Here is a 14,267-nt window from a genome sequence, read left to right as displayed (position 1 = left end):
ATAATATTGAATTTAAATCAAGGCTAAATGCTTTCATTTAAATTTCTAAAAGTCAAAGGTATAAGACAGGTTAAATGTTCGTCCTCTTCCTTTATAACTGAACAGCTCAGGAAGACCGTAACTTGAATATAAAACCTGAGAACGCTTGCTCCAGATCGTTTGATAATCTGTATTGAAAACATTCTGAATTCCTAAATTAAATTTACCCCAGTCGAAACGGTATCCTACCATAACATCCGAAGTATTATAACCGTCTATCTCATTTTTAAGATCATCCGTCAGCTTGAAATTCTGTAGTGACTGGAATCTGAAAGACCAGTTTTTAACATTATACCCGATATAGGTCACCAATTTTGAAGGGGAAGCATTGTAGATTTCCTGCTTTTTCCATTCGTCATTATTCTCAACCTCTGATTTGATCAAAAGTCCGCTGGCACCGAAATAAACTCCATTGTTCATAGAGTATGAAATCTCAGCTTCAATTCCCATATTTCTCAGCTTCAAGTCATTGACAAGGATCTGTAATGTTTTTTTATCTACAGTAATATTCTTATCCGAATTACTTAAGAAACCTGCAATCTGTCCTCTCAATCCTCCCTTATTGATACGGTAACCTACTTCAAACTGGTTGGTTTTGACAGCCTGTAATGGCTGTTCTTTGACATTGATGCTGGAAATGACATCCCAGTTTCCTCCTTTCAGACTATAGACGCCGATTCCGTAATATTTTGAGGGGTCAGCCAAGCTTACTCCCTGCGAGAATGTCCCCCAAGCCTGATGCTGTTCGTTGAATTTATACAATACTCCGGCATTGGCTAATGTTACATTGTATGAGCTTTTTCTGCCTGGAATAGCAGAAGCTGAACTTCCCCACCCCATGGCAACCTGTGTCTGTTGTACAGAACCTACGAAATCATCTACTTTTACATTCATACTCTGATAACGGATACCTCCATTGATCTGAAGTTTGGGAAAGATGTCATATTTAACCTGAGCATATCCTGCATAACTCTGAGAATGGTTCGTTGGGTATCTTCCAAGGCTATATTGTGTCTCATTGACTAAGCCTCCGCTTGACATCGTTTTGGCGATATCATAAACGGATTGGGCCCCTTCAAATTTCTCCAGGTCGACGTCTACTCCGTAAGTTACGTTCAGACCTCTCCATGATTTGGACAGTAGTGCTTTTACCCCGGAATAATAGGTGTCCTGCTGTGAAGAAGACATATAAGCCGTGTTTACGCTATTTAAATTAACATTTCCGGGGAAAGGATAAAATCCTAACTTCTCTCCTCTCGCTGCAAACTGTACATACAGATCCTGACCTCCTAAAATATTGTTTCCGTTGTACGCAACTGTCCCCATAAAACGTTCCGTCCCTACATTTTTATCGGATGAAAAACCGTCACGCATTTCCAGCAACCCTGCATTCTTCGTTGTAAAAGCACTTAGATTCTGCCCTAAATAAAGGCTTCTGTCTCCATTGAATTTAGAATTGTAATACTGAAGAGATGCGGTAATCTTATGTTTATTATTAAATTTATAACCTCCTGTTGCCAGGATATCAATCGACTGGTTGTACTGAAGGTCTGTTTGTGTAATATCTGTTAAAACCTGATTTTCATCGGCACCGTAAACTCCTCCATTCTGCTGATAAGCAACACCTAATCTCCCGAAAACCTTTTCGCCTTTTACAGCAATGGCCTGGGCAGCACGGAAATCGTGGTCATCTTTTCCCATAAATCCGGTTCTTACCCCTAATTCAGTTTCTCCACTAATCCCTTTCCTGGAAGGAGTTTTAGTGATGATATTAATGATACCTCCGGTTGCATTTCCTCCGTAAATAGAACTGGCACCTGAAAGCACTTCAATTCTTTCGATATTAAAAGGATCAATAGCGTCGAGCTGACGGCTGATAGTACGGATACTGTTCAGCGAAACTCCGTCTATCATTACCAACGCGGAGCGTCCTCTCATATTCTGTCCGTAATTGGTTCTTCCCTGCGGCCCGATATCCATACCTGGAATCAGAATAGAAAGCATTTCTTTAAGAGGAACACCGCTTTTTGCCTGCTCCTGAATTTTTTCTTTCTGAACCACCCAAACCGTCCCCGGAATGTCGGAGATTTTAGTGGGTTTTCTGGATGCTACGATCACTACATCATCAATACCTTTAGAGGCTACAGAATCATTAGCTGTCTGAGAAAATACGATTCCCGACGCCAATAGACCTATGAATGCATACTGCTTTTTCATTCTTTCTACTCAAGTTTTTATAATCTGTCAAATTTAATTTTTATTGCTTCTAAATAAAAACAACAGGATATGAAATTTTTCATATTTTATCAAAAAGAGCGTACTATTTTTCACTTATAAAAACGCAGGATCCCAGACTTCGCAAAGCCCAGGATCCTACTCATGAAAAACAAGGTATCTTTAAACCGCAGGCCCTGCCGCGTCTTTTATTTCTTCTAATAATTTCTTTCTTTCACGGAGCCTTCTTCTGGCAATCACAGATTTACCACCCAAAACTCTGATGAATCTTAAATACTGAAATCTTTCTCTTCCGAAATGATGCGTCATCACGTAAAGCAACACCCCAAAACCGGTCAAAATAATATATCCGAAAATCTTCTTACCGGACACAATGACTGCATTGAGCTGAAGGGTTTTCATATTCCCCGCTAAAGTCTGAGGAGTAACCGTCATCCCATCGATATATACAGCCAGATCACCTACCGCCATAATCTGAAAACGGTACTGAAACCATGAATACAATGCCGAAAAGAATCCTACTGCAAGGAAAGTTCTCCATACCAATACCAGTCCTATGGCTGCCAGCATATCATCTATTTCAAGTTTATCCAGCGTATAGAACCACACAGAAATAAACAGGGAACACATTCCATAGCCTTTCAGAAACATTGGAAGATACCAGTTCTCATAATTGAATTCTAAAACCATCGAAAAGTACATGATCAATGCATATCCCATCATCGCCGAAAACCCCGAGAAGATATACATTTTCAATGGTATTTCTTTTTTAAACCAGAATACAGCAATAACGCCAGCCAGAATAATCCCTGGAATCATAAGCATGCTAAGTCCTGCATTGGTACGCTGATCGTATCCCAAAACTCCTACTGCAAAGGTATTCTGAAGTGAAGTAGTTCCTAAAAACATTCCCAACCACAAAAGCATAAAGAGCCCATGCTGTACATTATTTTTCGTAAATATTTTGAATGATAGATAAGGTCTTTTCAAGGTGAACTGACGAATGACCAGCAAAGCAAAACTTATAAATGCAGCCATACTTGCATTGATGATATTTCTGGAATTCCACCAGTCCTGCTGTTTCCCGAAAGAAAAAACATAGGCTGAAAACATAAATGTTGATGCGAACAACATGATACTCATCCAGTCGATATAATGAAGTGGAACTTTCAGGGCAAAATATTTATTGTGCATAAAGATCCAGTGTATCAGTGCAAGCATAAAACACAATACAGCCGCAATAAGATAAAAATGCTGCCAGTTATAATTAATGGAAACAACCACTGCATAATAAGCCGCCACCTGATTCATTACCAACACAAAGGTGTAAAACAGTCCGTAAAACATACCTCTGTTTCCAATCATCATCATTAACGGAAGAAACAGTTCTATGGTCACCATCATTTTTAAAAATCCTATAAACAGGGCTGTAAATACAAAGACCATCGGCTGCATCGTGGTTCCGTTAATATAGCTCAGCAGTCCTAAAAGAACAAGCAATACGGTCATTTTATCTCTGACCTTGAATCTCATTTTCATTCTGAGAACGACCGGCATACAAGCCCCCATTCCGATTGTGGTCGCATAGTTTGCCCACATAAAATATTCTGTCATCGCTCCGGTACCGCTTACCAGATAACTGATATTTCCGGTATATACCCCGCCAAGTGGCATTACTACGGCCAATAGCAGTACGATGAGCAGCAGCTGTACGGGTTTTGGCACCCAGTCGTTATATAGTCCTTTGTTGTACATGTTTTTTAGATACTAGATGTCAGATTTCAGATAACAGACTTTACTATTCCATCTTTAATTTCTCCTTCACTAAAAAGCCTGAAACCTGATATCTTTTATTCTTAATTTTGCAAAACTTATTTTAAGTTCCTTTTTGTTCAGATGACATATGAAATACATTAATTCTTTACAAATCAGCATTTAAAGTCTGAAATCTGATATGTGATGTCTTTCAGTCTTAATTAATATTTATTCGTGTCCTCAGCAAATAATGGCTTTGACAGATTACAGACAACAGACCTTGTTATTTTGTCTATAATCTTCAGCATTCAAGGTCTGAAATCTGATGTCTGATGTCTTTCAGTCTTAATTAATATTGACATTCATATTCATTCCCGCGCTCAGCTTTTCCAGGTCTTCTTTTTTATTGGAAGAGGTAAATTCTATTCTCACGGGAATTCTCTGTTGTACTTTGATAAAGTTACCGGTAGAGTTATCTGTAGGAACACTGGAATATCTTGAACCAGTTGCCGCTGAAACAGCAGTTACAACCCCTTCAAATTTCTTTCCGCCCAATGCATCAGCCGTCATTGTCATCTTTTCGCCGATCTTAATATTCGGCATCTGGCTTTCTAAGAAGTTAGCTGTCACCCATTTCTGACCATTCAGAACGATAGTAGCCACTTGTTGTCCCGGCTGGATCAGCTGCCCTTCAGAGATTATTCTCCGTCCCATGATTCCGTCATAAGGTGCCGTGATCACAGTATAAGAAAGATTGATCTTTGCCATGTCCAATGCGGATTTTGTTCTTTTGATCTCTGCATCATTGATCCCTAACTTGCTTTTCACTTCAGTTGTGGTAAGATTAGCAGACTGTTTCTGATTCACCAATGTTTCATACGCTGCTTTTTGTGCATCATATTCCGTTTTGATCTGATCATATTGTTGTCTGGTTACCGCTTCTGCTGCAAGAAGATTTTTATATCGGTTTAAATTCTGTTCGGCATTCCATAGTCTTGCTTTTGCTCCTGCAATATTGGATTCCATCACACTTACATTGTTGGAAACTGTATTTACAGATGAACTTGTTGCAGATCTCTGCGCCATTGCGTTCTGATAAGCAGCTTCTGCCTGGCCTACCTGAGTGAGTAATTCATTTTTGTCCAGAATTACGAGAGTATCTCCTTTTTTAACTTTCTGATGCTCAATAAATTTTATGTCTTTAATATAAGCAGAAACCCTTGTATTGATGGGGTTGATGAATTCTTCAACCTGAGCAGCTTCTGTATATGTCTTGTCTCCGATATGAAAATATTCCCGGACCAGCCAGAAAAGCCCGAATCCGATTATCAGAAATACAATAACGTTAGAAATTATAGCTCTGATCTTATTATTTTTGTTCTGTTTCTTTTTAACTGCTGCCCCTGACTGTGCCGGAGCTGCCTGAGTATTTTGAGTAGTTTGTTCCTTGTTTTCCATTGTCCTTGATTTTCAGTTTTAAATTAAAGCGTTCCTGCAGCCTTCAGCAGGTTGTAATATTGATACAGTACATTGATCTCAGCATTTGCATAATCCAGTTCCGATTGGAGTTTCTGATTCTGCGCATCAATCATTTCAGCCTGTACTGCCAGTTGGTTTAAATATTTAGCTTCCGTGATCTTGTAGTTTTCTTCTGCCAGTCTTTTTGAATCATTTAAAATATCAGCCTGCTGAATCGACTCCTGGTATTTTACGTAAGCTGCATTGACAGCCATATCAACATTCTGCTGAACCAGCGTTACTGCATCACCTGCCTGTGTTTTCTGCAGTTCACCAAGCTTCACTTTTTCTTTTGTTCTGTATAAATTATCAATATTATAACTCAATGAAACACCTGCCTGCCATCCTCCTGAATACATATCCAGAACAGGATTCCTTGTGGTAACGGGACGCTGCAGTGTATAGCCGCCAAACCCGGAAAGCGTCGGTAGCTGATCTGTTTTGATGATTTCGATGTTCTTATCAGCAACATCAATATTTTTCTTTGCAGATCTAAGTTGAGGATTGCTGTCATGGGCAAGATCCATATAATAATCCATGCCGATCACCGATTCTTTATCCGTTAAACTTTCAACCGGAACAATCTCCGTTTCGGAAGGCAGTCCTAAGGCGATAATCAAATTATAATTAAGGATCTTTTTATTATTGGTCAGAGTCAGAATTCCCTGATCCAGATTTTTGATAGCAAGCTCTCCACGGATCACCTCATTACGGGTCACCATTCCCTGCTGATAAAATTTCTGGATATTTTTCAGACGTTCCTGAGCCAGTTTTTTGTTATTCTGAAAAACAGATTCCTGATTCACCATTTTATACACATCCAGATAATTGGAAATCACCAAAAATTTCACATCAAGCTTATTTTTTTCCAGATCCAACTCGGAAAGCTGCTCACGTAGACCAGCCATTTCAATAGATTTGGTCACTAAACCTCCTTTAAAAATCAACTGGGTTGCCTGCACTGCATATGAGCTTCCATAGTGAGGCATCGGGATATTGGTTGAATTGGAAAAATCTTTATCGATTGCTACCGCATCGCCTAAATAAAACTGACTTGTAGAGGCCGTGATATTAGGGAGCTTTTGAAGTTTTACAATGTTTGTATTTTGTTTTGCGATATCGATATTCTGAGCAGCTACTTTTAACTGCTGGTGATTTTTCACAGCCATATCGGCAGCTTCACCTGCGGTCATCTGTTTCATCTGTTGAGAAAAAAACAGCGCAGGAAATAGAGCTATCACGAGTGATAGTGCTGTTTTTATATTATTTGTCATTTTACCTTGTTTTACGAAGGCAAAGTTACGGCAGCAGCAAATTCAATCAAATGTTTGAATTTTGGAAAAAGATGTTCAAATGTAATATTTTCAATTTTCAAACTGATGTCTGTACTGACTGGGGCTTACTTCAAGATGTTTTTTAAAAAAGTGGGAAAACGAATATTGATCACTGAAACCAAGGATTGAAGAAACCTCTGAAACAGGTTTATTGGAGGAGTTCAAAAGCACTTTTGCCTCATTCATAACTATCAGAGCAATAATCTGGCTGGCGGACTTTCCTGTAATGGATTTTACTACCGAAGAAAGATGTCTGGTTGTAATCGACTGCCGTTCGGCATAAAACTCAACGGTTCTCTCTGTGAGATGATGTTCTGCAAGATCAGTGAGAAATACAAAAACAATTTCCTCCTGTCTGGACATCTGGTTCATAGAATTATTATCTTCCTTAGAAATAATTCCTGCCATCTGATAACAGAAAACGGAGAAAAGATGTTCTACCATTTCCTTTTTATACAGCATTTCTGTTTCTGAATCAAGGATATACTTTAGGAAATTAACACTTTTCCAGACCACATCCATTTCATTTTCCGCAAAGGGAACTCCCCTGTTCATCTGCTGCCTGAAATAACGGTAGGTAATCAATCTATTGAATTTCAATGACAACGCTGAAATAAAATCTCTTTTGTACGAAACCATTCTAGACTGGAAATCACCGCTTACAGAAACCATTTCATAAATGGTCTGAGGGTCAGTTACCATAAACATATTGGCAGAGAGCTCCAAATCACTGAAATGCTGACGGAGCTTTATAGTACCCGATTTGATAAAAATAAAGGCAGGGTTTTCCGGACGGAAAGGCTTATCCGCAGAAATTCTCTCGAAAATATTATGTTGAGTAAATATTTCAACACCGAATTTTTCTAAGGCTGACATAAGACAAATGTAGCCAATATATTCGGTGCTTACAACCATTTAATCTTCCAGGGAATAAACCGCAAAGCTCGCCAGCCAGTGATCTCCACCATAATTTCCCTGAAATAATAACGGAAGTCCATTCGCTAAAAACACATCAGCAGTTTTCTTAAAATCTTTTTTCAAAGGGTGTTCTTCAGGAAGCGCTTTCGATATCCCCTTCATACACCATGCTTTAGAAAAAGAAAGTCCAACAAGATGTACAGTCTGATAATCACTCAGATCGCTTACAACTGGTATTTTTTCAATATTTTCAAGGCTTTTTTTATCATAGAAACTGTTCAGCCACTGCACGAATTCTTTTTGTGGCAGTACTCTTCTCATCAAATCTGCAATTTCAAGGCTTGGCGAAAAGAAGTCTGATCCGTCCGGTTCGAGATAAGCCGGTGTTTTCTGATCTTTTCCGTAAAAATACTTTGCTTTTTCTTTCAATTGATTTTCGAACTCTTTATCCTTATTGGCAACCGCCCAGTCGATCGCGAAAGCCAGACCAAATGCAGTATTAGGATGAACACCCGTTCTGTTTGGATAGGTTTGCTTAGGAAGATAGGCTTTCCAGGACTTTAAGATCTGATCTGTCAGTGGTTTTAAATTCTCATGCCAGATCTTAGCTTTAGGATGGTTCCAGGTTGTCAGTTCTTCATCCAGTTTCAACAGCCAGGCCCAGCCATATGTTCTTTCAAACGTGGTGGTCAATTGATATTTTGTGAAATACTCGGCTTCGGCCTGTAGGTTTTCTCTATTTAATGAATGGTCAAGAATTTTTTCAATGTCTTTGGCATTGGCCAGATTAGGTTTTGTCTTCAGCAATCTCACAAGCATCCAGTGTCCGTGAACGGAGCTGTGCCAGTCGAAACAGCCGTAAAAACTCGGATGAAGGTCTTTTGGAGTCAGACTAACTTCGCCGGCATTATTGATGATATGGGCTGTTTTATTTGGATATTCCTGATTGATGCAATGAAGGGGTTTTTCTAATAATTTACCTGCCATTTCATCGGTAAGTTTGGGAACTTCCTGGGCATACAGCAAGAATGGAGAAAATACGAATGCTAAAAGACTTTTTTTCATTCATTAAAAATAGAAAATAATTTAGATTTCAAATTATCTTTTAAATCAGATTAAATAAACAAATCACAAATAATTTTTAAAATAAATATGGATTTTAAACAAAACAAACACTTAAGCATAATTTTTGATAAGTTTCAATAAAAATATTCATGATAAAACTTTTTTTACCTTTATTCATAATCCTCGCAATAACCGGATGCAAGAAATCCGAGCAGGCTCCTGCAAATGCCTCCCCGCCAATCGCTGTTGCTGAATATGAGGTTGCTCCTCCAAATACTATTAGTGAGAAACTTCTGCCGGACGAAAATAAATCTATTCAACCTTCTGCAGCACCTAAAAAGATGGATACCATCGCCAAAAAGATTATTAAAAACGGTACCATGAAACTCCAGGTGGGAGATATTAAAAAAACTCAGAACCAGGTTGAAGATATTTTGAAGAAAAACAACGCGTATATTCAAAATGAACAGTTCCAAAATACAGATATAGACGACAATCTTGATCTTGTTATCCGTGTACCTCATAAAAACTTTGATGCATTAGTCAACTCATTCTCTAATGGAATTGGATCTGTTTTGTCCAAAAATATTTCATCTGATGATGTTACTGAAGAATATACTGATGTTTCCATCAAGCTAGCCAATAAAAAGATCTATCTGGAAAAGTATCGGGATATGCTAAGAAGTGCTTCTACGACAAAGGACATGCTTGAGATTCAGGAAACCATCCGCGAACTGGAAGATGAAATAGACGTGGCAGAGGGCAGGCTCAGATTCATAGATGACCGGGTAAATTACAGTACGCTTAATCTGGGTTTATATAAAGAAAAAGTAAGAAGCTCAGCCACTTCAAAAATAGGTTTCGGAAGCCGTTTCGGTGATTCTGTAACAGAGGGTTGGAACAGTTTTGTAAGTTTTCTATTGGGAATCATTTCATTTTGGCCATTCTTTTTACTGATTCCACTTCTTGTTTTTCTGTGGAGAAAATGGAAGTCAGGAAAAGTAAAGTAACAAAAGATATTTTCATTTAAAATAAAAATCCGGATATCTATGATATCCGGATTTTTACTGCATAATCAATGATTTAAGCATTGAAATAATCTTTAACCGTCTCCAGCACCTGCTCGTCCGACATTTTCTGTGCTGTATCTAATGTTATGGTAAGATTTTTAAACTGAGCCGTGTCGTGAAGGTAATTTTTAAGCTCTTCCTGAATCGTTCCGGGGCCTGTAATATACACTTCCTGTGAATTGGTCAGAAGATGTTCTACTTCTTTAAAGAACTTTACTCTATTGGTACGTTCAGCATTATTCGCTGCATTTTCACTTGAGTTTCCATGTTGAATTTCTGCTTTCACGGGGCTGCAAAGGAAAAATTTAAATGCATTCTGTGCATCATGATTCTTTACAACTACTGCTTTTTCTGTATCAATCCAAAGTCCGGCTAATTTCTTTTCTGACATAATTTATTTTTTTTGGTGTTATATACTCTATAAAACAATAATGGTGCAAAGGGGTTGTTAAGGGTTGTTAAATGTTGAAAAGTAACGAAAAAGCAAATTTAACGGCTATTTTATTTAAAGCTATTAACACCGTAAAGCCGCCCTTAATACAAGGACGGCTTTTGTTAAATTTTTCTTTTGTCGAGTTTCTACACCAGACTATTTTTTGATTGTTTTGGTTACACTTCCCCCACCTTTATAAAGAATCTTCACAAAATAGATTCCCGGTTGAAGGGCACTGATATTAATACTGTTCTTTACAGGATTTCTTGAAGAAACCATTTGAAGCCCCTGGGTATTAAATACATTCACTTCACTGATTTTTCCATAGTAACTTTCCGGCGCAAAATTCAGTTGGTTATCTGATACAATTACTGAAAGTCCATCTTCCTGACCTTTAAGCGCTGAACCAGTGCATTCCTGGCTTTCGCTGCAGTCACTTACTACTTTCCATACCGAATTGCTTCCGGGTACTTCCCCTGGATTTGCGTACCATTTGTTTTCCCAAATTTTGCAGGCATAAAATACTTTTGTACCAGCAGCCGAATAAGCCTTTGCAGAATTATAGGCCTGTGATCCACAATAAGTAACCGGACCACCTGACTGACAATCTGGACCTTCGGTATATGCACTTATCTCCTCCCAAACCATATTGGTTCCGGGAAGTTCGTTAGGATTAGCATACCATTTGTTTTTCCAGATTTTGCAATTATAGAATACTGCGGTCTGAGCTGTTGGATACGCATTGGCAGGAATATACTGCTCAGCTCCGCAGTATATTTGCCCATTTCCTCCTTCCATTTTCTTCGTTCTGATCTTTAATTCATTACTTGCATCAGATATTTGGTCGTTCTGTGCAACAGCTTTCACGGTGTAGCGGTATTCGGTATCTTGCGATAAACCTGTCCGTAAGAAACTGGTTTGAACCGTTTCTGCCACTTTAGTCCCATTTTCAAAAACCTGATAATTTTTAATGCCCTGTGTATGACTTGAAGCAGTCCACATCAGTGAAACAGAATTTTCAGTGACTCCCATCGAGTGGAGATTTGATGGTGCTACAGGTTTCTCAGGAGCATTTTGGTCATTGGTCTTTACAATGAGCGGTGCACTTTTCTGTGAAGTCAATCCTGTAGAACCTTTCGCCTGCACTTCGTAAGTATAATTGGTACTTGGAGATAAACCCTGATCTTCAAATTCAGGAACATTTACACTCTGCACTTCCTGTCCATTGCGGAAAACCGTGTAAGATGCAGCATCTGTCTGTGATGTCCAGCTGATTTTAGCAGAAGAACCTGTTACTCCAATCTTAGTTAATCCAGTTGGTACAGCTGGAGTTGTAGGCGTTACTGTTGACTGTACGTTGACATCGATTACATTATAAAATGCATTGGCGGTATCTGCAACATCCCAAACTGCCAGAATAATATGATACCCCTGACGATTAGCGGGAATCGTAATATGATGCGGTGTATTATCCTGTGGTGGTGTTCCATTATGAATCACTTCACCGATAAGCTCCAGGCTCTGACGTGAAAGCGGCTGATTAGGATTCCATCCTGGTTTCGTCATATAATAATGCCATTTTGCAGTGGCGTGATAAGCCAGATACTTCCAGATGAAAGTATTCACACCGGTTGTGATATTGGTTTTCTTCCATCGGTCGGCAGTTTGAAGATCCAGAACAGTATTGCCTCCTATACTTCCATTGGCAGAAGCAATCATTCCATCAGCCGGGCCAAGTGCCGGAAATCCTTTTTTGGCTTCCAGAGATCCCGGCTCATTAATAACGCTGCCATATAAGCTCAATGCAGTGTTATAACCGAGTGACGTTTTATCCAGACTTCCCTGATAGCCCCTAGAGGCCGGACTCATTACATATCCATGCGCTGACAGGTGTGTTGAAGAAAATATCAGAGTACATAAAACGAGTACTGCTGAGAAAAGAATTCTAAGTTTAATCATATTTAATTATTTAAGGTGTCTGGTGTTGGTCTGCTCATCCGATATTCACTTTCTTTTCCCATGACCAGAGTTACTAAAGAAATAATGGCTCCATTCCCTATTTTCATCTATATAAATCTATGCATGATCAAATAATCCCAGTGAATATCTTAACGAATTTACAGCTGAAGTTTTCCAAATCAAAAACCCCGGATTCGTGAGATTAATGATTTAAGTATGGCAAACGGGACTCGTAAAAGCAGTACCTAAATTTAAAAAAACAACTTAAATATTATGATTTAAATAAAAAATTCTATAAAATAAATAAAATTATGTTTAATATTAACTAACATAAATACAAAACATTAAAATATCAATAATAGATTGTTTTTGTGAGAATATTTTTCGTAATAAAATGCAAATGCTCTGTCGTTTTGTACGCGATTACCCTGTCATTATTCCTATAAATCCAACAAAAAAGCGAAAAACATAAAGTCAAATCCGCTTATTCGCAAATTTGACTATTAGCTCTCAAGATAAAATCTTCGGAAAGAGTTTTAGATTAAAGTGTAAAGAGGGATGTAAATTATCTATTTACTTTCCCAGCACAAATACAGCTGGAATCTTATGAAGTTCAGGTTTCGCTTTCTTCCAGTCACTGATGGTTTTTGTCTGAATAAATTCATGCTCCGGATCGTTGATATTGGCAGCAATACAGAGCTTTGTGTTAGGAGAAAGGAATTTGGTAAGGTCTTCAAAAAGTGGATTATTCCTGTAAGGAGTCTCCATAAAGATCTGAGAATATCCCGTTTGCTGAACCATGCTTTCTAAACGCTGGATCTGTTTTTTCTTTTCGGCTTTGTCTATAGGAAGATAACCATGAAAGGTAAATTCCTGCCCATTAAATCCACTGGAGATCAAAGCAAGAATAATTGATGAAGGTCCGGAAACAGGAATTACTCTGATATTTTTCTCATGACACCATTTTACAATTAAGTTTCCAGGATCCGCAATACATGGAAGACCGGCCTCAGAAAGAAGTCCAAAATCCTGTCCCTGAAGCATCAGATTCTGCGCTTCTTTGATATCAGCATTTTCCGTGTATTTGTCTAATAAAAACAGTTTGAGATCAGACTGCTTCTTTTCAGGAGCAAAGAATTTGACCACCTTTCTGGCTGTTTTTTCATTTTCTACAAAGAAGTAATCGGTCTGCATGATGTAATCTTTCAGAACAGGTGAAAAATGAGTGATAGAAGTATTTTCAGATAAATAGGCTGGGAGTAAAAAAAGCATTTTATTGATTTTTAGTTCTTTCTTGTAAAGAAGATTGTTTGAAATGATGAGCTGGTTCAACTGAGAATGTAATGCATGAAATTTTCCATTCTTCGTTTATTTTAACAAAGGTAAGAATTTCTTTTTCCGTGTAAAAATACCACTTACCTGAGTAAATTTATTTAATCAAGGATATGTTTCTTAATAGCCTCACAACCTCGGTCAATCAACTGAAATACCTCTTCAAAATCTGTCATATCACCCCAGTAAGGATCCGGAACTTCGGCGTTTTTATGATCACCTAAAGTCTCAAGAAACAATGATACTTTCCGGCGTTGATCTTCGTTAGCTGACTTTGAGATCACATCCTCGTAGATATCAATATCCATACAGTAGATCTTGTCAAACATCTCAAAATCAGCCTTTGTAATCGGTCTTGACTTCTGTTTTGAAATATCGACACTGTGATTTGCTGCTGTTTTTACTGCTCTTTTATCCGGATGTTTTCCTTCATGCATAGAGATTGTTCCAGCGGAATCCACTAAAAAACTTTCAGGGACTTTTGTCTTCATAATTCCTTCTGCTAAAGGACTTCTGCAAATATTACCAAGACAGACCATCAATATTTTCATATACTTTTTCTAATTGAAGGATTAAGTATTTTTATTTCCTTTCATCAACAAAACTAAA

11 protein-coding genes are annotated in these 14,267 nt (G+C 38.2%); 1 reads left to right on the top strand and 10 read right to left on the bottom strand.

All coding sequences use genetic code 11. The features are described from left to right. Positions 1–45: 45 nt before the first annotated feature. The 6 genes from IW16_RS10500 to IW16_RS10475 form a co-directional block, all read right to left on the bottom strand. Positions 46–2,256, bottom strand: a complete 2,211-nt coding sequence (locus IW16_RS10500; protein ID WP_034743481.1) for a TonB-dependent receptor — start codon at positions 2,254–2,256, stop codon at positions 46–48. 180 nt (positions 2,257–2,436) lie between these two features. After that, on the bottom strand, positions 2,437–4,029 hold the full coding sequence (locus IW16_RS10495; RefSeq protein WP_034743478.1) for a transporter: 1,593 nt from the start codon (positions 4,027–4,029) through the stop codon (positions 2,437–2,439). A 345-nt stretch (positions 4,030–4,374) separates the two neighbouring features. Next, positions 4,375–5,487: an HlyD family secretion protein gene (locus IW16_RS10490; RefSeq protein WP_034743474.1), complete on the bottom strand. Its 1,113-nt coding sequence runs from the start codon at positions 5,485–5,487 to the stop codon at positions 4,375–4,377. 23 nt (positions 5,488–5,510) lie between these two features. Further along, complete coding sequence (locus IW16_RS10485) at positions 5,511–6,821, bottom strand: TolC family protein (protein WP_034743471.1); 1,311 nt, start codon at positions 6,819–6,821, stop codon at positions 5,511–5,513. Between the two features lie 90 nt (positions 6,822–6,911). Beyond that, positions 6,912–7,757 (bottom strand): helix-turn-helix domain-containing protein, encoded by an 846-nt coding sequence (locus IW16_RS10480; RefSeq protein WP_034744222.1) that lies wholly within the window; start codon positions 7,755–7,757, stop codon positions 6,912–6,914. Positions 7,758–7,796: 39 nt separating this feature from the next. After that, positions 7,797–8,864: a DUF2891 domain-containing protein gene (locus IW16_RS10475; protein WP_034743468.1), complete on the bottom strand. Its 1,068-nt coding sequence runs from the start codon at positions 8,862–8,864 to the stop codon at positions 7,797–7,799. Between the two features lie 149 nt (positions 8,865–9,013). Here IW16_RS10475 and IW16_RS10470 point away from each other — a divergent pair, with 149 nt between their 5' ends. Beyond that, positions 9,014–9,874 carry a DUF4349 domain-containing protein gene (locus IW16_RS10470; protein ID WP_034743465.1) on the top strand — a complete coding sequence of 287 codons (861 nt, stop codon included), beginning with the start codon at positions 9,014–9,016 and terminating at the stop codon, positions 9,872–9,874. 73 nt (positions 9,875–9,947) lie between these two features. On the opposite strand, the gene IW16_RS10465 is transcribed toward IW16_RS10470, so the two are convergent. The 4 genes from IW16_RS10465 to IW16_RS10450 form a co-directional block, all read right to left on the bottom strand. Next, a complete protein-coding gene (locus IW16_RS10465; protein WP_034743462.1) occupies positions 9,948–10,325 on the bottom strand; it encodes a hypothetical protein in 378 nt (125 codons plus the stop codon). Positions 10,326–10,523: 198 nt separating this feature from the next. Next, the gene (locus IW16_RS25670; RefSeq protein ID WP_084694528.1) at positions 10,524–12,326 is read right to left on the bottom strand and encodes a lytic polysaccharide monooxygenase; all 1,803 of its coding nucleotides are present in this window, start codon (positions 12,324–12,326) and stop codon (positions 10,524–10,526) included. Between the two features lie 573 nt (positions 12,327–12,899). Then, positions 12,900–13,598, bottom strand: a complete 699-nt coding sequence (locus IW16_RS10455) for an SAM-dependent methyltransferase (RefSeq protein WP_034744216.1) — start codon at positions 13,596–13,598, stop codon at positions 12,900–12,902. Between the two features lie 161 nt (positions 13,599–13,759). Further along, the gene (locus IW16_RS10450; protein ID WP_034743460.1) at positions 13,760–14,209 is read right to left on the bottom strand and encodes a low molecular weight protein-tyrosine-phosphatase; all 450 of its coding nucleotides are present in this window, start codon (positions 14,207–14,209) and stop codon (positions 13,760–13,762) included. Positions 14,210–14,267: the final 58 nt, after the last annotated feature.

The sequence above is a fragment of the Chryseobacterium vrystaatense genome (assembly GCF_000737765.1).
Classification (GTDB): Bacteria; Bacteroidota; Bacteroidia; order Flavobacteriales; family Weeksellaceae; genus Chryseobacterium; species Chryseobacterium vrystaatense.
The sequence above is the reverse complement of the archived record's forward strand: the minus strand, read 5'-3'. Positions and strand labels throughout refer to the sequence as shown.

What these genes read in the sequence shown, in the direction of transcription:
- IW16_RS10500 (WP_034743481.1), bottom strand. Translation starts at nt 2,256, where the DNA reads ATGAAAAAGCAGTATGCATTCATAGGTCTATTGGCGTCGGGAATCGTA.
- IW16_RS10495 (WP_034743478.1), bottom strand. Translation starts at nt 4,029, where the DNA reads ATGTACAACAAAGGACTATATAACGACTGGGTGCCAAAACCCGTACAG.
- IW16_RS10490 (WP_034743474.1), bottom strand. Translation starts at nt 5,487, where the DNA reads ATGGAAAACAAGGAACAAACTACTCAAAATACTCAGGCAGCTCCGGCA.
- IW16_RS10485 (WP_034743471.1), bottom strand. Translation starts at nt 6,821, where the DNA reads ATGACAAATAATATAAAAACAGCACTATCACTCGTGATAGCTCTATTT.
- IW16_RS10480 (WP_034744222.1), bottom strand. Translation starts at nt 7,757, where the DNA reads ATGTCAGCCTTAGAAAAATTCGGTGTTGAAATATTTACTCAACATAAT.
- IW16_RS10475 (WP_034743468.1), bottom strand. Translation starts at nt 8,864, where the DNA reads ATGAAAAAAAGTCTTTTAGCATTCGTATTTTCTCCATTCTTGCTGTAT.
- IW16_RS10470 (WP_034743465.1), top strand. Translation starts at nt 9,014, where the DNA reads ATGATAAAACTTTTTTTACCTTTATTCATAATCCTCGCAATAACCGGA.
- IW16_RS10465 (WP_034743462.1), bottom strand. Translation starts at nt 10,325, where the DNA reads ATGTCAGAAAAGAAATTAGCCGGACTTTGGATTGATACAGAAAAAGCA.
- IW16_RS25670 (WP_084694528.1), bottom strand. Translation starts at nt 12,326, where the DNA reads ATGATTAAACTTAGAATTCTTTTCTCAGCAGTACTCGTTTTATGTACT.
- IW16_RS10455 (WP_034744216.1), bottom strand. Translation starts at nt 13,598, where the DNA reads ATGCTTTTTTTACTCCCAGCCTATTTATCTGAAAATACTTCTATCACT.
- IW16_RS10450 (WP_034743460.1), bottom strand. Translation starts at nt 14,209, where the DNA reads ATGAAAATATTGATGGTCTGTCTTGGTAATATTTGCAGAAGTCCTTTA.